The organism is Geobacillus sp. 47C-IIb (assembly GCF_014679705.1).
Taxonomy (GTDB): domain Bacteria; phylum Bacillota; class Bacilli; order Bacillales; family Anoxybacillaceae; genus Geobacillus; species Geobacillus thermodenitrificans.
Genome location: NZ_CP061473.1, coordinates 1,762,893 through 1,784,789, shown reverse-complemented (window position 1 = coordinate 1,784,789; position 21,897 = coordinate 1,762,893). Strand labels below are relative to the sequence as shown.

The following is a 21,897-nucleotide window of genomic DNA, read 5'->3' as shown; positions in this document are numbered from 1 at the left end:
GACGGGGGCGTTTTGGCCCCCCGCGCCTGTTAGATCTCGTGCAGCAAAAAGGTGGTGAAACCTTTGGCATCGTTACGCGACATTAAAACGCGCATCAATTCGACGAAAAAAACGAGCCAGATTACGAAAGCGATGGAAATGGTCTCGACGTCGAAATTAAACCGCGCGGAGCAAAACGCGAAATCGTTCGTTCCGTACATGGAAAAAATGCAGGAAGTCGTAGCCAACGTCGCGCTTGGCGCCGGTGGCGCTTCCCATCCGATGCTCATCTCGCGCCCGGTGAAAAAGACGGGGTATTTGGTTATTACATCGGACCGCGGCTTGGCCGGAGCATACAACAGCAACGTGTTGCGCACTGTTTATCAGACGATTCAAGCGCGCCACTCTTCTCCGGACGAGTACGCCATCATCGTCATCGGCCGCGTCGGATTAAACTTTTTCCGCAAACGGAACATGCCGGTTATTCTCGACATTACCCGCTTGCCGGATCAGCCGTCGTTTGCCGATATTAAAGAGATTGCTAACAAAGCGGTCGGATTGTTTGCCGACGGCACGTTTGATGAACTGTATATGTACTATAACCATTACGTGAGCGCGATCCAGCAAGATGTGACGGAACGGAAGCTGCTTCCGCTCACCGATTTGGCTGACAACCAGCAGCGCACGATGTACGAATTTGAACCGTCGCAAGAAGAAATTTTGGACGTCTTGTTGCCGCAATATGCGGAGAGCCTCATTTACGGCGCGTTGCTCGATGCAAAAGCGAGCGAACACGCCGCCCGGATGACAGCGATGAAGAACGCGACCGACAACGCGCATGAACTCATTCGCACGTTGACGCTTTCCTACAACCGCGCTCGCCAAGCTTCAATCACGCAAGAAATTACGGAAATTGTCGCCGGGGCAAACGCCTTGCAATAGCGGACTAGCAAGTTAGGAGGGAAAACGATGACAAGAGGACGCGTTATTCAAGTCATGGGTCCGGTTGTAGACGTCAAGTTCGAAAACGGTCACTTGCCGGCCATCTACAACGCCCTGAAAATTCAACATCAAGCGCGCAACGAAAACGAAGTCGACATCGACTTGACATTGGAAGTCGCCTTGCACCTTGGCGATGATACAGTACGGACGATCGCGATGGCGTCCACTGACGGTTTGATCCGCGGCATGGAAGTCGTAGACACTGGTGCGCCGATCTCGGTGCCGGTTGGCGATGTCACGCTCGGCCGCGTCTTTAACGTCTTAGGTGAGCCGATCGACTTGCAAGATGACATTCCGGCTGAAGCCCGTCGCGACCCGATTCACCGTCCGGCGCCAAAATTCGAGGAATTGGCGACGGAAGTCGAAATTTTGGAAACCGGGATTAAAGTCGTCGACTTGCTTGCCCCGTATATTAAAGGTGGTAAGATCGGCTTGTTCGGCGGTGCCGGCGTAGGGAAAACGGTCTTGATCCAAGAGTTGATCCATAACATCGCCCAAGAGCACGGCGGGATTTCCGTCTTCGCTGGCGTCGGTGAACGGACGCGTGAAGGAAACGACTTGTACCATGAAATGAAAGATTCCGGCGTTATTAGCAAAACGGCCATGGTGTTCGGACAAATGAACGAGCCGCCGGGAGCACGGATGCGTGTTGCGTTGACCGGCTTGACGATGGCCGAATATTTCCGTGATGAGCAAGGTCAAGACGTGTTGCTCTTTATTGACAACATTTTCCGCTTCACACAGGCTGGTTCGGAAGTATCAGCGTTGTTAGGCCGCATGCCGTCTGCCGTTGGTTATCAGCCGACATTGGCGACGGAGATGGGTCAATTGCAAGAGCGGATCACGTCAACGTCGAAAGGCTCGATCACCTCGATCCAGGCGATTTACGTTCCGGCCGACGACTACACTGACCCGGCTCCGGCGACGACGTTCTCGCACTTGGATGCGACGACGAACCTTGAGCGGAAGCTCGCCGAGATGGGGATTTATCCGGCCGTTGACCCGCTTGCTTCGACATCGCGTGCATTGGCACCGGAAATTGTTGGCGAAGAGCATTACCAAGTTGCTCGTCGCGTACAACAAACGTTGCAACGCTATAAAGAACTGCAAGACATTATCGCCATCTTAGGGATGGACGAACTGTCAGACGAAGACAAGCTCGTCGTCCACCGTGCCCGCCGCATTCAATTTTTCTTGTCGCAAAACTTCCACGTGGCGGAACAGTTCACGGGCCAACCGGGTTCGTACGTACCGGTTAAGGAAACGGTGCGTGGCTTTAAAGAAATTCTGGATGGAAAATATGACCACCTTCCGGAAGATGCGTTCCGCTTAGTCGGCCGCATTGAAGAAGTTGTCGAAAAAGCGAAAGCTATGGGTGTCGAAGTGTGACCCGGGATAGGGGGATTGGACAATGAAAACGATCCGTGTGAGCGTCGTCACTCCTGATGGCCCGGTATACGAAGGCGATGTGGAAATGGTAAGCGTGAAGGCGAAAAGCGGAGAACTTGGCATTTTGCCGGGACACATCCCGCTTGTCGCCCCGCTCGAGATTAGCGCGGCCCGTCTGAAAAAGGACGGCAAAACAAGCTATGTTGCGGTCAGCGGCGGCTTTTTAGAAGTCCGCCCGGACAAAGTGACGATTTTGGCCCAAGCAGCTGAACGCGCGGAAGACATCGATGTCCTTCGTGCCAAAGCAGCAAAAGAGCGGGCGGAACGCCGTCTGCAAAGCCAGCAGGATGATATCGACTTCAAGCGGGCCGAACTGGCGTTAAAACGCGCCATGAACCGCTTGAACGTTGCTGGAATGAAATAAGCAGAGAAGCGAATGCTTCTCTGCTTTTTTTATGGCTTGTCCGATCTGTCGACTCACTATGACTTGGCGGTTTTTCGCGATTTCCTACAGTGTTGGCAGTGATAACCCGAAGTTTTGCTGACACGACTGGATATAAATGTTATAATGAAATCGATGAAATTATTTAAAAATTTTATCATTAACATCATACGTATGTAATAAACCGGGAAGGGGGCGAGCTGGTTGAGCAACATTTATGCCAATAGTTATTTGATTGTCTTTGTCTTTCTTTGCCTTGGGGTGTTGCTTCCGATCGGGGCGCTTACAATCGGACGATGGCTGCGGCCAAACGTGCCGGATGAGGCAAAGGCAACGACGTATGAAAGCGGTAACATCCCGTTTCATGACTCGCGCATCCAGTTTCAAGTTCGTTATTACTTATTTGCTTTGTTATTTGTCATTTTTGACGTCGAGACAGTGTTTTTATACCCATGGGCCGTTGTCTATGATCAACTCGGCCTATTTGCTTTAGTGGAGATGATCATTTTCATCGTTTTGCTTGCCATTGGCCTCATTTATGCTTGGAAAAAGAAGGTGTTACGATGGATGTAAAATGGGATGGTATGACCTTCGATGAAATGGAAGAAGTAAAGCGCAACGTGTTTTTTACGACGCTGGAGCAGTTAAAAGGATGGGCGCGAAGCAACTCGCTCTGGCCGCTGACGTTCGGTCTTGCCTGTTGTGCGATTGAGATGATGGCAGTCGGTGGCGCCCATTATGACCTTGATCGGTTTGGTTCATTTTTCCGCGCCTCGCCGCGGCAATCAGATGTCATGATCGTTTCCGGAACCGTGACGAAAAAAATGGCACCACTTTTGCGTCGGTTGTATGATCAAATGCCGGAGCCAAAATGGGTGATCGCCATGGGGTCGTGTGCGACGGCGGGAGGACCGTACGTCAAATCGTACAGCGTCGTGAAAGGGGTTGACCAAATTGTCCCAGTCGACGTGTACATACCTGGCTGTCCGCCGAACCCTGCGGCACTGATTTATGGCATTCATAAATTAAAAGAAAAAATCCGCTTGGAAGCCAAAACGGGGAAGAAGGTGTTGTAACCGATGGATGAGGAAAAAGATTTGGCCCAGCGCAAAAAAGAAGCAGCCGAGCGGGCGAGACAGATAGCGCGCGAACGGCTGGCCGCCAAGCAAGCAGCCGAACAGGCCAAGTCAGCCGCTGATCACGGCGACACGTCAACCGGAGAATTGAAAACGCCTTCTGACTTGTCCACCGATTCGGTAACTGAAGGGTCGGATGCGGCGCAGCCGTCATCAGCGGAAGAGCTCGCTGCAGCAAAAAAGCGGGCCGCAGAAGAAGCGCGAGCGAAAGCGGCGGAACTGCGACGACAGCGTGAGGCGGCCGCGACCGGGGGCGCGACGGAAGAAGACCTGGCTGCGGCGAAGAAAAAAGCGGCAGAAGAAGCGCGAGCGAAAGCGGCGGAACTGCGGCGACAGCGTGAGGCCGCTGCGGCCGGAGGCACGACGGAAGAAGACCTGGCTGCGGCGAAGAAAAAAGCGGCAGAAGAAGCGCGAGCGAAAGCGGCGGAACTGCGGCGACAGCGTGAGGCCGCTGCGGCCGGAGGCACGACGGAAGAAGACCTGGCTGCGGCGAAGAAAAAAGCGGCAGAAGAAGCTCGAGCGAAAGCAGCGGAACTGCGGCGACAGCGTGAGGCGGCCGCGACCGGAGGCGCGACGGAAGAAGACCTTGCCGCGGCGAAGAGAAAAGCGGCAGAAGAGGCCCGAGCGAAAGCGGCGGAACTGCGACGACAGCGTGAGGTGGCCGCGACCGGGGGCGCGACGGAAGAAGACCTGGCTGCGGCGAAGAAAAAAGCGGCAGAAGAGGCCCGAGCGAAAGCGGCGGAACTGCGGCGACAGCGTGAGGCGGCTGCGACCGGAGGCACGACGGAAGAAGACCTGGCTGCGGCGAAGAAAAAAGCGGCAGAAGAAGCGCGAGCGAAAGCAGCGGAACTGCGGCGACAGCGTGAGGCCGCTGCGGCCGGAGGCACGACGGAAGAAGATCTCGAGTTAGCGAAGAAAAAGGCGGCAGCGGCTGCCAAAGCGAAGGCAGCAGCGCTAGCCAAACAAAAGGCGGCCGCGGCGGGAAGCGATGACGAGCTGGCGAAGAAAAAAGCTGCGGCTGCAGCGAAGGCGAAAGCTGCTGCCGCGGCGAAAGCGCGGGCTGCCGCTATGGCAAAACAGCAAGGCGACGGTGCTGGCGATGATGATACGGCGAAACAAAAGGCAGCCGCCGCTGCGAAGGCAAAAGCAGCAGCCGCCGCCCGCGCCAAGGCCAAAGCCGCTGGCGCTAGAGGCGGAACGGAACAGCCGTCTTCCCCGTCGCCGAACGATCCGCTGCTGCAAAAGTATGTCCGCGTTATTGAGGAACATCTTGGGCCGGATGTGCTCGAAGACGCCTATATCAACCGGTTGGCGAAAGACGTGCCGACGCTTGTTGTCAATAAAGAAGCGTATTACAAAGTGGCTGAGTTTTTAAAATACAATGAGCAACTCCGGTTTGATTATTTGTCCGAGTTGCACGGCACCGATTTTCAGACACATATGGAAGTGTACGTCCACTTGTATTCCTATCCGAAACGGCAACCGGTGGCGCTCAAAGTGAAAATCGACCGCGACAACCCGGAAATCGATTCGCTCGTCCCGCTTTGGCCAGGGGCGAACTGGCCGGAATGCGAAGCGTACGATTTGCTTGGCATCCGATTCCGCGGCCACCCGAACTTAATCCGCATCTTCCTAGGGGAGCAATGGGTCGGGCATCCGCTGCGCAAAGATTACGAGCCGTATGATGCGGAGGTGTGAACGATGCTGCGCACAGAAGAAATGATCTTAAACGTCGGCCCCCAGCACCCAAGTACGCACGGGGTATTTCGCCTCATTTTAAAAATTGACGGTGAAATCATCCAAGAAGCGACGCCGGTCATCGGCTACTTGCACCGCGGGACGGAGAAAATCGCTGAAGGGCTGCAATATACACAAATCATCCCGTATACCGACCGGATGGACTATTTGTCGGCGATGACGAACAACTATGTGCTTTGCCATGCGGTTGAAACCATGATGGGCATTGAAGTGCCGGAGCGGGCCGAGTATTTGCGCGTTCTCGCGATGGAGCTTGGGCGAATTGCCAGCCATCTCGTCTGGTGGGGGACGTATTTGCTTGACCTCGGCGCGACGAGCCCGTTTTTGTATGCATTCCGCGAGCGCGAAATGATTATTAATCTATTAAATGAGCTGTCCGGGGCGCGGTTGACGTTTAACTATATGCGCATTGGCGGCGTCAAATGGGACGCGCCGGACGGCTGGATCGACAAAGTGAAACAGTTTGTTCCATACATGCGGGAAAAACTAGCCGGCTACCATGACCTTGTCACCGGCAACGAGATTTTCCGTGAACGCGTCACCGGCGTCGGGAGGTATACGAAAGAAGAAGCGATCAGTTATTCATTAAGCGGGGTCAACTTGCGGTCGACCGGCGTCAAATGGGACTTGCGCAAAGATGAGCCATATTCAGTCTATGACCGGTTTGATTTTGATGTTCCGGTGCGCGAGGGCGGCGACTGCCTTGCCCGCTATGAATGCCGGATGGCAGAAATTGAACAGTCGCTTCGTATTATTGAACAGGCATGTGAGCAGTTTCCGGCCGACGGGCCGATTATGGGCAAAGTGCCGCGCATCATTAAGGCGCCGCCGGGTGAGACGTTTGTCCGCATCGAAGCGCCGCGCGGCGAGATCGGTTGCTATATTGCGAGCGACGGCAAAAAAGAGCCGTACCGTCTCAAATTCCGGCGCCCGTCGTTTTACAACTTGCAAATACTCCCGAAGCTGCTTAAAGGAGAAAATTTGGCCAACGTCATCGCCATTCTCGGATCGATTGACATTGTGCTCGGGGAGGTCGACGGATAATGGAACAATGGCTCGAATCGGCGCCAGGCTGGACGAATGTCGCCGTCTTCTTCGGGCTTGGGGCGCTTTTGCTGCTAGTCGTGCTCGGGTTCGTCACATACGCCATTTTGGCGGAACGGAAAGTGATGGGATTTATGCAAGGGCGCATCGGCCCGAACCAAGTTGGCGGCCGTCTAGGGCTGTTGCAAACGGTCGCTGACGTATTAAAGCTGCTGTTAAAGGAAGATACAATTCCGAAAGCGGCTGACCGCCCGCTGTACGTGTTGGCGCCGATCATCGCCTTTACGCCGTCATTTATGGTGTTGGCGGCGCTGCCGTTTACCGATGCGTTCCGATTTGCCGATATCGGCGTTGGCCTATTGTACTATATTGCTGTTTCTGGATTAACCACGATCGGCGTTGTCACCGGCGGCTGGGCATCCAACAACAAATACGCCTTGCTTGGCGGCATGCGCGCGGCAGCGCAAATGATTTCATACGAAATTCCGCTCGTCATGTCGGCGCTTGGCGTCGTGCTCTTGGCTGGAAGCATGAATTTGGTCGACATTGTCACAGCGCAAGACAACGTTTGGTTTATTTTTGCCCAACCGCTCGCCTTCTTGATCTTCTTTATTGCTGCAGTGGCTGAGTTGAATCGGGTGCCGTTTGACTTACCGGAGGCGGAATCTGAGCTTGTTTCCGGATTTCACGTCGAATATTCCGGATTCCGTTGGGCGTTCTTTATGCTTGCTGAGTATGTCTATTTGTTTGCGATGGCCGCTTTGATTACGATTTTGTTTTTAGGCGGTTGGCACCCAGTTGCGTTTCTCGGCTGGATTCCTGGCTCTGTCTGGTTTGCGCTTAAGTTTTGTGCCATCGTCTATGTCTTGATCTGGTTTCGCGCGACGTTCCCGCGCGTGCGCGCCGACCAGCTGATGGAGTTTGCCTGGAAAGTGCTGCTTCCGCTTTCGCTCGTCAACATCGTGTTGACGGCTGTGATTAAATCGTTATTCTTCTAAAAAATGAGGCGCCTGCCTTGTGAGAGAGGCGGCCGCTATCCATAGGCACGGCTTCTTTCAAGGCAAGAGGCCGTGCCGGAACGCCATTTTTCCCATGAGAGGGGTTGGACGGATGATCGGGTTAGTAAAAGGATTAGCGTATACGTTAAAAGAATTGACGCGCGAAAAAGTAACGTACAAGTACCCGCATGAGCCGCTCCCGCTCCCGGACCGGTTTCGCGGCATCCAAAAATTTTATCCGGAAAAATGCATCGTCTGCAATCAGTGCATGAACATTTGTCCGACGCAATGCATTCAGCTGACCGGGAAAAAACATCCCGATCCGACGAAAAAAGGGAAAGTGATCGAGACGTACAACATTAACTTTGAAATTTGCATTTTATGCGACTTATGCACGGAAGTTTGTCCGACGGAAGCGATTGTCATGACGAACAACTTCGAACTCGCTGAATACAGCCGTGATGCCCTGTATAAAGATTTGACTTGGCTCGATGAAAACGACACGAACGTAAGAAGGGAGAATAAGCCGTGAGCGGAACCGACATTGCCTTTTTCCTGCTTGCCCTTGCAGCCATTGCTGGCGGGGTGACGATGCTTCAACTGACGAACGTCGTCCATATGGTGATCGCCCTCGTCATGACGTTTTTGGGCATCGCTGGGCTGTACGTTCTGCTTTCTGCTGAGTTCGTCGCCGTCGTGCAAGTGCTCATTTATTCTGGAGCCATTACGATCATTATGCTATTTGCCATCATGCTGACGCGTCATCACGCCGACGACAAGGAGCGTCAAACGACGGGCGGCGTTTGGCATAGAGCGGTTGCCGCCATCTCTGTTCTCGCCTTTGGTCTTGCCGTTTATTTTGGCATCCGCCGTCTCGATTTCGGCGCTGATGGCAGCGCGTTGGCGACTGATAACGCGCGCGAAATCGGCAAATGGCTGTATTCGTATTATACGATTCCGTTTGAAATCGTGTCCGTCATTTTGCTCGTCGCCTTGATCGGGGCGATCGTGCTGGCGAAAAAAGACGGCAAGGGAGCGGAAGATAAATGACATTATCAGCTTATTTAGCGTTAGCGCTCATCTTGTTTTGCATTGGGCTGTATGGGGCGCTCACGAAACGAAATACGGTCATTGTCCTCATTTGTATCGAACTGATGTTAAATGCGGTCAACATCAATTTCGTCGCTTTTGCCAAATACGGCGCCCATCCCGGCGTTCACGGGCACGTGTTCGCATTGTTTGCGATCGCCATAGCGGCGGCGGAGGCGGCTGTCGGATTGGCAGCGCTCATCGCCTTTTACCGCAACCGCAAAACGGTTCAAGTCGATGAAGCCAATTCATTGAAACATTAGAAAAGGGGATGGGGAAAGATGATGAACCTAGCTTGGGTTGTACCGCTGTTCCCGCTTTGTTCATTTGCTTTGTTGCTGTTGTTCGGACGGAAATGGAAGAAAGCGAGCGCCTATGTTGGCATTGTTGCCACGCTTCTGTCGTTGCTTGCGGCGCTCGGCGTACTGGCCGGACGCCTCGGCGGAACGACATATGAAGCGAACTGGACATGGATGCAGATCGGTGACGTGACGTTGACGGCCGGGTTTTCCGTTACAGCGTTAAACGCATGGATGCTCGTTGTCGTCGCTTTTGTCAGCTGGCTCGTCCATATTTATTCGCAAGGCTATATGGCCGGGGATGAGCGGTTTTCGACGTTTTATGCGTATTTAGGCTTGTTTACGTTTGCCATGCTTGGACTTGTGCTGTCGCCGAACTTGCTACAGGCATACATCTTTTGGGAGCTCGTCGGGCTCGGGTCGTTTTTGCTGATCGGCTTTTATTTCTACAAAGAAGAAGCAAAAGCGGCCGCGAAAAAAGCGTTTATTATGACGCGCATCGGTGACGTCGGCTTTTTTATCGGTATGTTGCTGTTGTTTTGGCAGACGAAAAGCTTTGACTACGACGACATTTTCCGCGCCGTCGGCGACGGCACGCTGTCGCCGGGCATGACGACACTGACGGCTATCCTCATTTTCATCGGCGCCATCGGCAAGTCTGGGCAGTTCCCGCTTCATACGTGGCTCCCGGATGCGATGGAAGGGCCGACGCCCGTGTCGGCGCTCATCCACGCCGCGACGATGGTGGCGGCCGGGGTGTACCTTGTGGCGGCGTTGTTCCCGCTCTATGAGGCAAGCGAGGCTGCCATGATGACCGTGGCGGTCATCGGTGGGGTGACAGCGATTTTTGCGGCGACGATCGGTTTGGTGCAGACGGACATTAAACGTGTCCTCGCTTACTCGACGATTAGTCAGCTCGGCTATATGATGCTTGCGCTCGGCTCGGGCAGTTATGTCGCCGCCATCTTCCATTTGACGACGCACGCCTTTTTCAAAGCGTTGCTCTTTTTGGCCGCCGGCAGCGTCATTCACGCCGTCCATACGCAAAACATTGAAGAAATGGGCGGGCTTTGGCGCCGGCTGCCGTGGACTGCACCGCTCTTTCTTGTCGGGGCGCTATCGATTAGTGGAGTGCCGCTGTTTGCCGGCTTTTTCAGCAAGGATGAAATTTTAGCGGCCGCTTGGTTGAACGGATCGGTTGAGCTCTTTTGGCTGGCGGTAGCGGCGGCGCTGTTGACATCATTTTATATGTTCCGGCTCTTTTTCCTCGTCTTTACTGGTGAGGCGCGCCATGATGGAGATGCTCATGAAGCGCCGATGTCGATGGTCGGACCAATGGTCGTTCTCGGCGTATTATCAGTCGCTTCGGGATACATTCAAACCCCTTGGTTTGGATCGTTTCTCGGTGAGTGGCTGACCGATGGGGCGTACCATCATGAAGCAGCGCCGGGATGGATCGCTGTTGTGGCGACGATTGTGTCGCTTGCGGGGATTCTCCTTGCCTGGCTGATGTACGGGAAGCGGACTGTGCCGCGCGACTGGTTATCCGCGCGTGCACCGCACGGGTACGAATTGTTGCGCCGTCACTATTACGTTGATGACTTTTACCGGTGGACCGTTGTGGCGCTTGTGTCATTCATTAGCCGCCTGTTGGCATATGTCGACCGTTACCTTGTGGAAGGGATCGTTCGGCTTGTCACCGGCACGGTCAGTGCCGCTGCTTCCGCCGGATCGCGCGGGCAAAACGGGCAAGCGCAGACGTACGGGGCGGTGACGGTGGCTGGCTTGGCCATTTTGGTCGTCATCTTCGCGTTGACAGGGGGGTACTGGCTATGAGCTTTTTGTCGCTGCTCGTCTTTTCGCCATTGTTAGGTATCATTTTGCTGGCGTTTGTCCGCCGAACGGATACGAAAACGATTCAATGGCTCGGGACGGCTGCCACCGTGCCACCGTTATTGCTGGCGTTGTTTGCTTTCATTCGGTCGGGGAGCGGTTTTCGCCTCGAGCAGCTCGATGAATCGTACGATTGGGTGCGACTTGCCAACCTCCCGTTTTTCACGGACGCGGCGTATGTGATCCGCTATGAGCTCGGCATCGATGGACTGTCGCTTCTCTTTATCGTCTTGACCGCCGTGCTCGGGACATTGGCCGCTGTCGCTTCTTTGCTTATCAAAGTGGAGAAAAAAGGGTATTTTATGTGGCTGCTCGCGTTGGAGATCGGCATGCTTGGCGTGTTTGTCGCCGCCAATTTCATCTGGTTTTTCCTCTTCTTAGAGGTGACGCTTGTCGCTATGTTTTTGCTCGTCGGCAAATGGGGTGGCTTCGAACGAGAACGGGCAGCATACGGTTACTTGCTGTACAACGGACTTGGCTCGGCGCTGTTGCTTGTCGTGATCGCAGTGCTTGTCGCTCGCACCGGAACGGCGAATTTCGCCTTGCTTCATGAAACGTTACATAATCCGGTCGCCGAAGGGCAGCTGATCGCCCCATTGACAGCAGAAGCGCGGTATTGGCTGCTTGGTGGGTTGCTGTTGGCGTTTGCCGTCAAGCTACCAGCTGTTCCGCTTCACCGTTGGCTCGTCCGCGTTCACGTCGAAGCACCACCACCGGTTGTTATGCTTCACGCCGGGGTATTGCTGAAAATTGCAACATACGGGATGATTCGTTTCGGGATCGGCCTGTTTCCGGACGAGTTTCGCGCCTTCGCCGGTGCCATTGCCGTGTTGGGGGTCATCAACATCCTATACGGTGCGTTGTTGGCGCTTCGGCAGCGCGAGTTAAAACATGTGCTTGCTTATTCGAGCGTATCACACATGGGGGTCGTGCTTGTCGGCCTTGGTGCGCTCAATGAGGCCGGCATTCAAGGAGCAGTGTTTCAATCGGTTGCCCACGGGCTCATTGCCGCCTTGTCGTTTTTACTCGTCGGTGTTCTCGCCAACCGGATCGGAACGACCGATATTCACCGCCTTGGCGGGCTAGCAAAAGCAATGCCGATTTTTTCCGGGTATTTGTTAACGGCGGCGCTTGCCTTGCTCGGGTTGCCGGGGCTCGCCGGATTTGTCGGCGAATTGACTGCTTTTCTTGGACTTTTTGAAACAAAGCCGGCCCTTGCGGCGGCTGGGGCACTCGGGTTGATTTTCGCCGCCGTTTATTCGCTGCGGGCCATTCTTGATATCACGTTTGGCCACACCCGCGAGCGATATGAATCGACGTTGGGCCTGCGTGGGTCGAAAGAGTCTGCGGCGAGTGTAAGTGAGCCACGTGTCATCGATTTGCAAGCAAAAGAAGCCGTACCGGCGTTCGTCCTCGTCGCCTTGATCGTGGCGGTCGGCGTGTACCCGCAGCTATTGGCTGAGCCGCTTGCCACCGTGCTGGAGACGATGATGAACGGGTTAGGGGGTTGATCGACATGAACGATGTGTGGCAAGCAAATTGGAGCATGATGACACCCGAATGGATCGTCCTCGCGGCAGCGCTCGTGCTGCTATTGATTGATTTGGTCATGCCGAAGGAACGAAGCCGCCGTCCGCTCGCTTGGGGCGCTGCCGCTGGAGCGGTGCTCGCGCTCATTGCGACGGCGGCCATGATTCCGGCTGATCCGGTTTCGATTTTGCACGATACGTTCCGGCTCGATGGCTTTGCGAAAGCGTTCAAGCTCATCCTATTAGCCGGCGGGGCCCTCGCGCTTCTTCTTGTTGCCGAGTGGGAGCCGAAAGAGGGGAGTCATTACCGCGGGGAATTTGCCTATATGATGCTGTTTGCTTTGCTTGGAGCGATGATGACAGCGTCAAGCGGCGATTTGCTTACCTTGTTCGTCAGCATTGAACTTTTGACGGTATCGTCGTATGTTTTGGCCGGCTTGCGCAAAACCGCAACAGCGTCGAATGAGGCCGCGCTGAAATACGTCATTAACGGCGGCATCGCCACCGCCATCATGCTGTTTGGCATGAGTTATGTGTTCGGCTTGACCGGGACGACGAATCTCGGTGATATCGCACGTGAGCTGCAAGAGACGAACGAGCCGTATATGCTTGCTTTGGCCTTCCTTCTTTTACTGATTGGCGTTTCGTTTAAGTTAGCGACCGTCCCGTTCCATATGTGGGCGCCGGACGTGTACGAAGGGGCACCCGTTCCGGCGACGGCGTTTTTCAGCGTCGTGTCGAAAACGGCTGGTTTTGTTCTTCTTCTTCGCCTGTTTGTGACGATCTTTGCCGCTGCGCCGGCGGAAGGCCGGGATCCATCGTCGCTCTTGTTATCGATGCAGCCAGTGATCACCGTGTTGGCGGGGCTGACGATGATTATCGGCAACGTTGTGGCGCTCCGGCAGCGGAGCTTAAAACGGTTGCTTGCCTACTCGAGTATCGCCCATGCCGGTTATTTGCTCGCCGGGTTTGCCGCGATGTCGTGGGCGATGATCGATTCGCTTTGGATTTACTTGCTTGCTTATGTGTTTATGAATATCGGGGCATTTGCCATCGTGGCGCATATCGTTAACGAAACCGGCTCTGATGATTTAGCTGGGCTCGCTGGCTTATACCGACACCGTCCGCTTTTGGCCGCGGCGCTCGGGCTGTTTTTGCTCTCGCTCGCCGGCATTCCGGGGACGGCCGGATTCATTGCCAAGCTCTATTTGTTCATCGGCCTTGTCGTCACCGAACCGGGTCATTACGTGCTCGCTACGGTGATGGCGGTAACGACTGTCGTCTCGTACGTCTACTATTTCAACTTGCTCGTCCAGCTCTTTTTCCGTCCGGCTTCTCTCGCGCCGTTGCGTCGTTTGCCGGCCGGGTTGTCAACTGCCGTAGTTCTTTGCGCGCTCGGGACACTGGCGATCGGTTGGGTGCCAGATCTTGCGTACGATGTGCTTGCCCAGTTCGGACATTTTGGCGATTTTTTGCCGTAACGGTACAATAAGGGGAGGGGAACACCTCTCCTCTTTTTTATTTCGAATGGGAGTCCATCTCCTCGAAAGCAAGGGGGTGAATGGATGATGATGCCTGTTATCGGCCAACAAGCGTTAATTTCGATTATCGTCCATTTGGCGTTTATCGCCGTGACATGGTGGACGCTGCAGGCAGTGCGGATTGATGTGTTGCTGAAACCGAACCGGGTCGTCCAAGGGCGGCTTTTATACATTTTGCTCACGATCGCCATCGGCTCGACCGTCGCGAATTTTTTCCTTGACTATTTGGCGTGGTCGACCGATTTGCCGTATTTGTTCCGCGATTGAGGAAAATGGGGGCGAACGAGCACGGAAGCAGGGGTATGCTTCATCGTGCTGCCTCACCTCTTGGCTGGCAATGGTTTTGTCCCGTTCGCTGCCCCGCTGGCGATCCGAAACATATGCAAGTGATCGACGCATTTCGAGCGTCGATGCGCCCTCGTTCGCTTTTTCGTGTCCACCGTACACCTAGCCGTGGCGCCTTCTGCCTTAGTGAGCAGCTTTGCCTGCTCGCTCTTTTTTTATGTAAGAAAACGATTTCAAAGATGGTCCGTTGTCGATTTTTTTGACGTATGTTCCCTTGTCTGGTGGCAACAATAACAAGTAAGGAGAGGAAGGGAACGAAGATGAGAAAAAAACGGATGAAATGGTTAATGGCGCTCGTGCTCACGAGCTTGTTTTTAGCCGCGTGGCAGTATCGGACGGAAGGCGTGCGGGGAGACGAATGGTCGGTACCGATGGAAACGATGGCGCACACATTAACGAAACACGGTGCTTCGCTTGGTCGATGGATCATTTACACAAGAGAGTATGCCCACGATATTCAAAATGATGCGGACTTTTTCAAAAAAATGGACGAGCTGAAACAAACGTATCGTTCGTTTCATTGGTCGTTTGAAAAAACGAGCCATGGGAAAAAAGCGATCGGCACAAACGAATCCCCCTTCTTCCAAGAACAAATTCAGCTGGTAATGACCGTCGCAAATGGGACACCGCAAACGTATATCCTCTATGAAGCAACAGGCCCAACATGGAGCCAAACTAGGTGGAAAGAAGCAGCACAACACATTCAAACAAAGACGAATGGATTATTTGTGAACAACCCCACATTTTATGCTTGTATTGAAGGCGAATTCAGTGATAATATGAAAGGTGGTTTACTCGAACAGGCTTCCCAATTGCTACGAGACTTTCAAGCGACGCCTGTTGAGTGGCTGCGGGAAGAGTCATTCGTCTCCCTGTCTGCATATACTGGGCAGTGGAAGAACGTTCTCCCGGCGGCCAATCACCAAGACATCAATGTACAAATTGCTTTGAGAGAAAGATTGGGCGGCAAGACGCGTGTCGTTGTTGGAACCCCAATCATTACCATTGAATATTAATATAGAGAAATTGGACGCGGAGGGGAATATCTTGGAAAAGATCATCGTCCGTGGCGGAAACCGGTTGAGCGGCACCGTCAAAGTGGAAGGCGCAAAAAATGCCGTTTTGCCCGTCATCGCTGCCACCTTATTAGCCAGTAAAGGAACAAGTACGATTCATGATGTGCCTGCTCTTTCCGATGTATATACGATCAGCGAAGTGCTCCGCTATTTAGGCGCTGATGTGCGCATCGCCGGCAATGCTGTAATGGTCGATGCCACCGGTCCGTTAACGGTGGAAGCGCCGTTTGAGTATGTTCGGAAAATGCGTGCTTCCGTGCTCGTGATGGGACCGCTGTTGGCTCGCAATGGTCGGGCCCGCGTTGCGTTGCCAGGTGGTTGTGCCATTGGTTCGCGCCCGATTGATCAACATTTAAAAGGCTTTGAAGCGATGGGGGCCTCCGTGAAAGTCGGCAACGGCTTTATTGATGCAGAAATCAATGGTCGTCTCCGCGGCGCGAAAGTGTATTTGGACTTCCCGAGCGTCGGAGCGACAGAAAATATTATGATGGCGGCCGTGCTCGCCGAAGGCACGACCGTGATTGAGAACTGTGCCAAAGAGCCGGAAATCGTTGATTTGGCGAACTTTTTGAATGCGATGGGTGCCAAAATACGCGGTGCCGGCACCGGAACGATCCGCATCGAAGGGGTCGACGAGCTTGTCGGTACGGCGCATACGGTCATCCCGGACCGCATCGAAGCTGGCACGTTTATGGTCGCAGCCGCCATCACTGGTGGCAATGTCCTCGTGCAAGGAGCCGTTCCCGAACATTTAAGCTCACTCATTGCGAAGTTGGAAGAAATGGGCGTAACGGTTATCGAAGAGGAAACCGGCGTGCGTGTCATCGGGCCGGAAACGTTGAAAGCAGTCGATATTAAGACGATGCCATATCCTGGGTTTCCAACCGACATGCAGTCGCAAATGATGGCTCTCTTGTTAAAAGCGGAAGGCACAAGCATGATCACCGAGACGGTATTCGAAAACCGCTTTATGCATGTGGAAGAATTCCGCCGGATGAACGCGGATATTAAAATTGAAGGACGCTCTGTCATTATTAACGGCCCGTGTCAACTGCAAGGCGCTGAAGTGGCGGCTACCGATTTGCGCGCCGCTGCTGCTTTAATTTTGGCTGGTCTCGCAGCCGATGGCTATACGCGCGTAACCGAGCTGCGTCATCTCGACCGCGGTTATGTCCGCTTCCATGAAAAGTTGGCTGCGCTTGGGGCCGACATTGAACGCGTCCGCGAAGAAACGAAACAACTCGACCAAGTCGAAGCAATCGAATGGAACGGATAATGGCGAAAAAACGACCGTGAACTACCTTGGGTAGGGAATGGTCGTTTTTATTCTTTCTGTCCGCACCTTCCCCGCTTACTAGCGAACGTCCCCCCTGCTTTGTCGAAGAGAGAATGAAGACCCCCGCTTTCAACTTGTAGGGAGGCGAGCTCCTTTAAAGATAAGACGAAACGCGAAAGAAAACTGTCATATATACTTGTCCGAGCCCATAACTATAGTAACGAACCGAAGCCAATGCAGGCATTGATTCATGATGTCCGCTTGTGCTTGAAAAATGCATATTGGGGGCTCGGCTATGGTAAAAAGACTGAAACCAGTCATCGTACTCGCACTATGCCTGTTTGTCGCCATCCTCGTCATTCCGGCGGCGCTCGTTCTACCATTTTACGACGGGAAGGTGGCAAAATTGACGGAACAACTGCACAAGCAAGAACAAATCCAACGTTCACAGGCAGCCGAAGGGCCGTCCGTTGACGTGGCCGTCTACCGAAGCAGAGAGCAACGCGTAGAAAAAATTCCCCTCGAGCAATATGTCATTGGCGTGGTGGCGGCGGAAATGCCGGCTGAATTTGAACTCGAGGCGTTAAAGGCACAAGCGTTGACGGCAAGAACATACATCGTCAAGCAGTTGCTCGCCAATCAGCCGTTTCGTCTACCGGAAGGCGCGAACGTGACGGACACGGTGACGCACCAAGTGTATTACAGCGATGCTGAATTGCGGAAGTTATGGGGAAGCGACTATGACTGGAAAATCAAAAAAATAACGAAAGCGGTTCTCGATACGCGCGGACAAATTTTAACGTATAACAACGAACCGATCGAAGCGCTCTTTTTTTCAACAAGCAACGGTTATACCGAAAATTCAGAGGCATACTGGCAAAACGATTTTCCGTATTTAAAAAGCGTCGCCAGCCCATGGGACGAACAATCGCCGAAGTTTTACCAACGAAAAACGATGGCGGTCTCGGAATTTGAACGGCGCCTTGGCGTGACGCTGTCCTCTGACGGTTCGGTCGGCGTCATTGTCTCGCGTACACCTGGCCGCCGCGTTGGTGAGGTGAAAATTGGTGGCAAGACATTCACTGGTCGCGAGGTGCGTGAACGGCTCGGCCTGCCATCCACTGACTTTACATGGGCACGCAAAGGCGATGAAATCATCATCACGACAAAAGGTTACGGCCATGGCGTCGGCATGAGCCAGTATGGAGCCAACTTCATGGCGAAAGAAGGAAAAACATACGCCGATATCGTCAAACATTATTACCGCGGCGTCCGCATCTCCTCAGCGACCGCCTTTTTGAATAAGTTGACCGCGAAAAAATAACGGAGCGTCTGCTCCGATTTTTTTGCATAAAACGAGGCCGAATGTCAAAAAATAAACAAAAAATTGTTTGCGGCGTGTATATCTTTTCCTCTTTCTGTTCAAAATGGTTGCTGAGGTGATGAACATGAGAGAGGAACAAAGACAACCGTCGCTGAAGCGTTTCTTCCGCAAACGTTGGGTATTTCCGGCTATTTATCTATCTTGCGCGGCGTTGATTGTCGCCGGTGCACTTTGGTTCCAAGCGGGCAAGCAAGAGAGCACAGACGAAAACAACGTAGCAAAAAACGGAACCGCCCAGCAAGAAGACCCGGCCATTCCGGTCAATGAAACGGTCGAAAACATTGCAATGCCTGTGGTTGATCCGAACGCAGTACAAGTGAAAACTCCGTTCTATGACGAAAACGCATCAGAACAAGAGCAGGAAGCAGCCCTCGTCTTTTATGATCATACGTACCATCCGAACCAAGGCATCGACCTTGTGCGCCAAGACGGTAAAACATTTGACGTCACCGCTTCGTTAAGCGGCACGGTGACGAAAGCGGAAAAAGACCCGATTTTAGGCTACGTTGTGGAAATCAACCATGAACAAGGGGTCACGACCGTCTATCAATCGCTTGCTGATGTGAAAGTAGAAGCAGGCGATACGGTGAAACAAGGCGAAGTGATCGGTAAGGCAGGGCAAAGCGAATTTAATAAAGAAGCCGGCATCCACGTCCACTTTGAAATTCGCAAAGACGGAAAACCGGTGAACCCGATCGACTATTTCGACAAACCGTTGACCGCATTGACCGACAAATCGGAGGACAACGCCGGAACCAATAACACCAACGTAAGCGAGGAGAAAGAAACGACGCCAAGCGACGAAACAGCGCCGACTCAAGACAATCCGGCAAATGAATCAGAACAAACGCCGGCTGACGACGACACAACGACGCCAAACGACAACAAACAAGATCAAAATAATGACACATCTTCCAACAAAATGCCAGACGCTTCGATCGGTATGGCAAGAGCGTAACGATTTCATGGAGGGAACGAATGACAAAGAAAGGCCCGTCTGTTTGCCAAAGCGAACAGCGGGTCTTTTTCCGTTTTCTCATCCCGAACCGGAGAAGACTTCCGCTTCCACACGTGAACGTAAGTCCTTCACCAACCGATGGGGAAGGGGGATTGCCAGCCTGCCTTGAGGCGGATGTTCCTAAGAGTCTCCCACCGCTAAGTGTAAGCATAGGTAGAAGCGGGAGATAAAAAAGAAAGTGGTTTCCAACGCGCCGTTTGAACCGATATAATGATAGAAAACAGGTGTGAGTCGGGGTGACTTTATCGTGAAACTAGACGATATCGACCGCAAAATTCTTGAAATGTTGATTGAAGATGGCCGCATGTCGTATGTCGATATTGGGAAAAAACTGAATCTCTCCCGTGTTGCTGTCCGCGAACGGGTGAACCAGCTCGTCAAACGTGGAATTATCGAAAAATTCACTGTTGTCATTAATTCGGAGAAGTTCGGCAAACAAGTGTCAGCGTTTTTCGAAGTTGACTGCGAGCCGGCGTATTTAGTCGAAGTCGCGCAAAAGCTGGCGGAGAATCCGAATGTGGCGAGTTGCTATCAAATGACCGGTCCGAGCACGCTGCATATGCACGTACTTGTCGAAGACTTCAACGCCCTCGAGAAATTCATCAACAACGAGTTATATGCACTAGAAGGTATTACGAGAGTGGAAAGCCATATTTTGCTGCGTCGTTTCAAAAGTCGGACGGGGTTGAAATTGTAGAGATTGACTGAAGCGGAACGGCGAAGCGTCACAAAAACACCTTTTTAAGGGTGTTTTTTTATTTAAATAAAAAATTCATTTTTTTTAGACAATTGTGTAGAAAAATGGTTCAAATTCCTATATAATCATAAAAAACGAAATAGAAATTAACTTTGTTAAATAATCATTCAATTTTTCTTAACAAATGTATATAAAATTCTCTTTTATACAAACAACAGAAAAAACGGTGCGATAGAGAGCGGTTCGATTGAGTTTGCTGGCCGCGACTTAACGAAACTGTCGAAAGAGGAGTTGCGTCGCATTCGTGGAAACGAAATTTCGATGATTTTTCAAGAGCCGATGACGGCGCTTAACCCGGTCTTTACGATCGGTTATCAGCTTCGCGAACCGCTCATGCTCCATCAAAAATTGTCGAAACAGGAGGCCCACGAGCGGGGCATTGAGCTGCTCAAGCAAGTCGGCATTCCGTTTCCGGAAAAGCGGATGAAACAATATCCGCATGAGTTAAGCGGCGGAATGAGACAACGCGTCATGATTGCTATGGCACTCGCCTGCCATCCGAGTTTGCTCATTGCCGACGAGCCGACAACGGCTCTTGACGTGACGATTCAGGCGCAAATTCTCGACTTGATAAACGATCTAAAACAAAAATTGAACATGGCCGTTATTTTAATCACCCATGACATGGGGGTTGTCGCCGAAATGGCCGACCGGGTGATGGTCATGTACGCTGGGGAGAAAGTGGAAGAAGGCGATGTCGAAAGCATTTTTTCCAATCCACGCCACCCGTATACAAAAGGGCTGCTGCAATCCGTGCCAAGCGTGGATGACGAAGAGTATTCGCTTGAACCGATTCCAGGCACGCTACCGAGTCTAAACGAACAAATTGACGGTTGTCGGTTTCACCCACGCTGTCCGTTTGCGACCGATCAATGCCGGACTGCATCGCCGCCGGAGAAAACGATCAGCGTCAGTCATTCCGTCCGCTGTTGGTTAGAAGAGGGGGTTCACAACGATGAGCGAGTCAAAGCAGCCACTTCTTAAGTTGGAAAACGTGAAAAAGTATTACCCGATCAAGGGAGGATTGTTGCAGCGCGTCCAAGGCTATGTAAAAGCAGTGGAGAATGTTTCCCTTGACGTGTTTGCCGGGGAGAGTATCGGCATTGTCGGCGAGTCGGGCTGTGGAAAATCGACCCTTGGTCGGACGATTCTTGGTTTAGAAGAAGCAACGGACGGATCGATTTTTTTTCGAGGCGAGGAAATTAGCCGTTTGCCGGAACGGCAGCGCAAACGATGGAAAAAAGAGATGCAGATGGTATTCCAAGACCCGTACGCCTCGCTGAACCCTCGTCAACGCATTGGCCACGCGCTTGAGGAGGTGTTTGTCATTCATACGAACATGACAAAGGCCGAGCGCGAGGAGCGCGTGCTGCAGTTACTTCAAGAAGTCGGGCTTCGTCCGGAACATTACGACCGCTATCCGCACGAATTCAGCGGCGGGCAACGGCAACGGATTGGCATCGCCCGGGCGATTGCTCTCAATCCATCGCTTGTCATTTGCGATGAGGCCGTTTCCGCGCTGGACGTATCCGTCCAAGCGCAAATCATTAAACTATTAAAGGACATTCAAGAAAAACATGAGTTGACGTATTTATTCATCTCCCACGATTTAGGGGTTGTTCGCCATTTTTGTAACCGGGTGCTCGTCATGTATTTAGGTCATGCTGTCGAACTCGCGCTGTCGCAGGAATTGTACACCAATCCACTGCATCCGTATACAAAAGCGTTATTGTCCGCCATTCCAAGGCTGAAGCCGGGCGTCAAGCGGGAGCGTATTCGCCTTGAAGGCGACTTGCCGAATCCGGCCAATCCGCCGAAAGGCTGCCCGTTTCATACGCGTTGCCCGGTGGCGACCGAACGATGCAAACAAGAACGGCCGAAGTGGAAAGAAGCAGCTCCAGGTCATTTTGTTGCTTGTCATGAAGTGAAGTGAGGAGGAGTT

21 protein-coding genes and 1 pseudogene are annotated in these 21,897 nt (G+C 52.9%); all 22 read left to right on the top strand.

The genetic code is table 11. The features are described from left to right. The first annotated feature begins 63 nt into the window (after nt 1–63). The 22 genes and pseudogenes from atpG to IC804_RS08935 all read left to right on the top strand — a co-directional run bounded on the left by atpG (nt 64) and on the right by IC804_RS08935 (nt 21,888). A complete protein-coding gene (atpG, locus tag IC804_RS09040) occupies nt 64–921 on the top strand; it encodes an ATP synthase F1 subunit gamma (protein ID WP_008880694.1) in 858 nt (285 codons plus the stop codon). A 27-nt stretch (nt 922–948) separates the two neighbouring features. Then, nucleotides 949–2,370, top strand: coding sequence for a F0F1 ATP synthase subunit beta (gene atpD / locus IC804_RS09035; protein ID WP_008880693.1), 1,422 nt, complete (start codon nt 949–951; stop codon nt 2,368–2,370). A gap of 22 nt (nt 2,371–2,392) precedes the next feature. Next, nucleotides 2,393–2,794, top strand: a complete 402-nt coding sequence (locus IC804_RS09030; protein ID WP_008880692.1) for a F0F1 ATP synthase subunit epsilon — start codon at nt 2,393–2,395, stop codon at nt 2,792–2,794. A 222-nt stretch (nt 2,795–3,016) separates the two neighbouring features. Further along, nucleotides 3,017–3,385 carry an NADH-quinone oxidoreductase subunit A gene (locus tag IC804_RS09025; protein ID WP_008880691.1) on the top strand — a complete coding sequence of 123 codons (369 nt, stop codon included), beginning with the start codon at nt 3,017–3,019 and terminating at the stop codon, nt 3,383–3,385. Further along, nucleotides 3,376–3,888, top strand: a complete 513-nt coding sequence (locus IC804_RS09020; RefSeq protein ID WP_008880690.1) for a NuoB/complex I 20 kDa subunit family protein — start codon at nt 3,376–3,378, stop codon at nt 3,886–3,888. The genes IC804_RS09025 and IC804_RS09020 overlap by 10 nt, the downstream gene beginning before the upstream one ends. A 384-nt stretch (nt 3,889–4,272) precedes the next feature. Beyond that, a complete protein-coding gene (locus IC804_RS09015) occupies nt 4,273–5,646 on the top strand; it encodes an NADH-quinone oxidoreductase subunit C (RefSeq protein ID WP_370543789.1) in 1,374 nt (457 codons plus the stop codon). 3 nt (nt 5,647–5,649) lie between these two features. Continuing rightward, on the top strand, nt 5,650–6,750 hold the full coding sequence (locus IC804_RS09010) for an NADH-quinone oxidoreductase subunit D (protein WP_008880688.1): 1,101 nt from the start codon (nt 5,650–5,652) through the stop codon (nt 6,748–6,750). After that, complete coding sequence (gene nuoH, locus IC804_RS09005; protein ID WP_029761126.1) at nt 6,747–7,748, top strand: NADH-quinone oxidoreductase subunit NuoH; 1,002 nt, start codon at nt 6,747–6,749, stop codon at nt 7,746–7,748. Before IC804_RS09010 ends, nuoH begins: the two co-directional genes overlap by 4 nt. A 112-nt stretch (nt 7,749–7,860) precedes the next feature. Further along, on the top strand, nt 7,861–8,280 hold the full coding sequence (gene nuoI / locus IC804_RS09000) for an NADH-quinone oxidoreductase subunit NuoI (RefSeq protein WP_008880686.1): 420 nt from the start codon (nt 7,861–7,863) through the stop codon (nt 8,278–8,280). Further along, nucleotides 8,277–8,798, top strand: coding sequence for an NADH-quinone oxidoreductase subunit J (locus IC804_RS08995; RefSeq protein ID WP_008880685.1), 522 nt, complete (start codon nt 8,277–8,279; stop codon nt 8,796–8,798). Before nuoI ends, IC804_RS08995 begins: the two co-directional genes overlap by 4 nt. Further along, nucleotides 8,795–9,100: an NADH-quinone oxidoreductase subunit NuoK gene (gene nuoK, locus IC804_RS08990; protein ID WP_008880684.1), complete on the top strand. Its 306-nt coding sequence runs from the start codon at nt 8,795–8,797 to the stop codon at nt 9,098–9,100. The genes IC804_RS08995 and nuoK overlap by 4 nt, the downstream gene beginning before the upstream one ends. 18 nt (nt 9,101–9,118) lie before the next feature. Beyond that, nucleotides 9,119–10,972, top strand: coding sequence for an NADH-quinone oxidoreductase subunit L (nuoL, locus tag IC804_RS08985; RefSeq protein ID WP_060476305.1), 1,854 nt, complete (start codon nt 9,119–9,121; stop codon nt 10,970–10,972). Continuing rightward, nucleotides 10,969–12,540 (top strand): NADH-quinone oxidoreductase subunit M, encoded by a 1,572-nt coding sequence (locus tag IC804_RS08980; protein WP_081157425.1) that lies wholly within the window; start codon nt 10,969–10,971, stop codon nt 12,538–12,540. The genes nuoL and IC804_RS08980 overlap by 4 nt, the downstream gene beginning before the upstream one ends. 5 nt (nt 12,541–12,545) lie before the next feature. Then, nucleotides 12,546–14,039 (top strand): NADH-quinone oxidoreductase subunit NuoN, encoded by a 1,494-nt coding sequence (gene nuoN, locus IC804_RS08975; RefSeq protein ID WP_008880681.1) that lies wholly within the window; start codon nt 12,546–12,548, stop codon nt 14,037–14,039. Between the two features lie 87 nt (nt 14,040–14,126). Further along, nucleotides 14,127–14,366 (top strand): DUF1146 family protein, encoded by a 240-nt coding sequence (locus IC804_RS08970; protein ID WP_011888389.1) that lies wholly within the window; start codon nt 14,127–14,129, stop codon nt 14,364–14,366. Nucleotides 14,367–14,704: 338 nt separating this feature from the next. After that, a complete protein-coding gene (locus IC804_RS08965; RefSeq protein ID WP_060476302.1) occupies nt 14,705–15,460 on the top strand; it encodes a YwmB family TATA-box binding protein in 756 nt (251 codons plus the stop codon). A 31-nt stretch (nt 15,461–15,491) separates the two neighbouring features. After that, on the top strand, nt 15,492–16,796 hold the full coding sequence (murA, locus tag IC804_RS08960; protein WP_011888388.1) for a UDP-N-acetylglucosamine 1-carboxyvinyltransferase: 1,305 nt from the start codon (nt 15,492–15,494) through the stop codon (nt 16,794–16,796). 295 nt (nt 16,797–17,091) lie between these two features. Further along, nucleotides 17,092–18,120 carry a stage II sporulation protein D gene (gene spoIID, locus IC804_RS08955; protein ID WP_008880677.1) on the top strand — a complete coding sequence of 343 codons (1,029 nt, stop codon included), beginning with the start codon at nt 17,092–17,094 and terminating at the stop codon, nt 18,118–18,120. Between the two features lie 124 nt (nt 18,121–18,244). After that, nucleotides 18,245–19,138: a stage II sporulation protein SpoIIQ gene (locus IC804_RS08950; RefSeq protein WP_081157424.1), complete on the top strand. Its 894-nt coding sequence runs from the start codon at nt 18,245–18,247 to the stop codon at nt 19,136–19,138. A 307-nt stretch (nt 19,139–19,445) separates the two neighbouring features. Next, on the top strand, nt 19,446–19,895 hold the full coding sequence (locus IC804_RS08945) for an Lrp/AsnC family transcriptional regulator (protein ID WP_011888387.1): 450 nt from the start codon (nt 19,446–19,448) through the stop codon (nt 19,893–19,895). A gap of 222 nt (nt 19,896–20,117) precedes the next feature. Beyond that, a pseudogene (locus IC804_RS08940) lies at nt 20,118–20,939 on the top strand (ABC transporter ATP-binding protein); the annotation flags it as partial. Further along, entirely contained in the window at nt 20,911–21,888 is a 978-nt protein-coding gene (locus IC804_RS08935; protein WP_081157422.1) for an ABC transporter ATP-binding protein, read from the top strand. The pseudogene IC804_RS08940 and the gene IC804_RS08935, both read left to right, overlap by 29 nt. Nucleotides 21,889–21,897 lie beyond the last annotated feature (9 nt).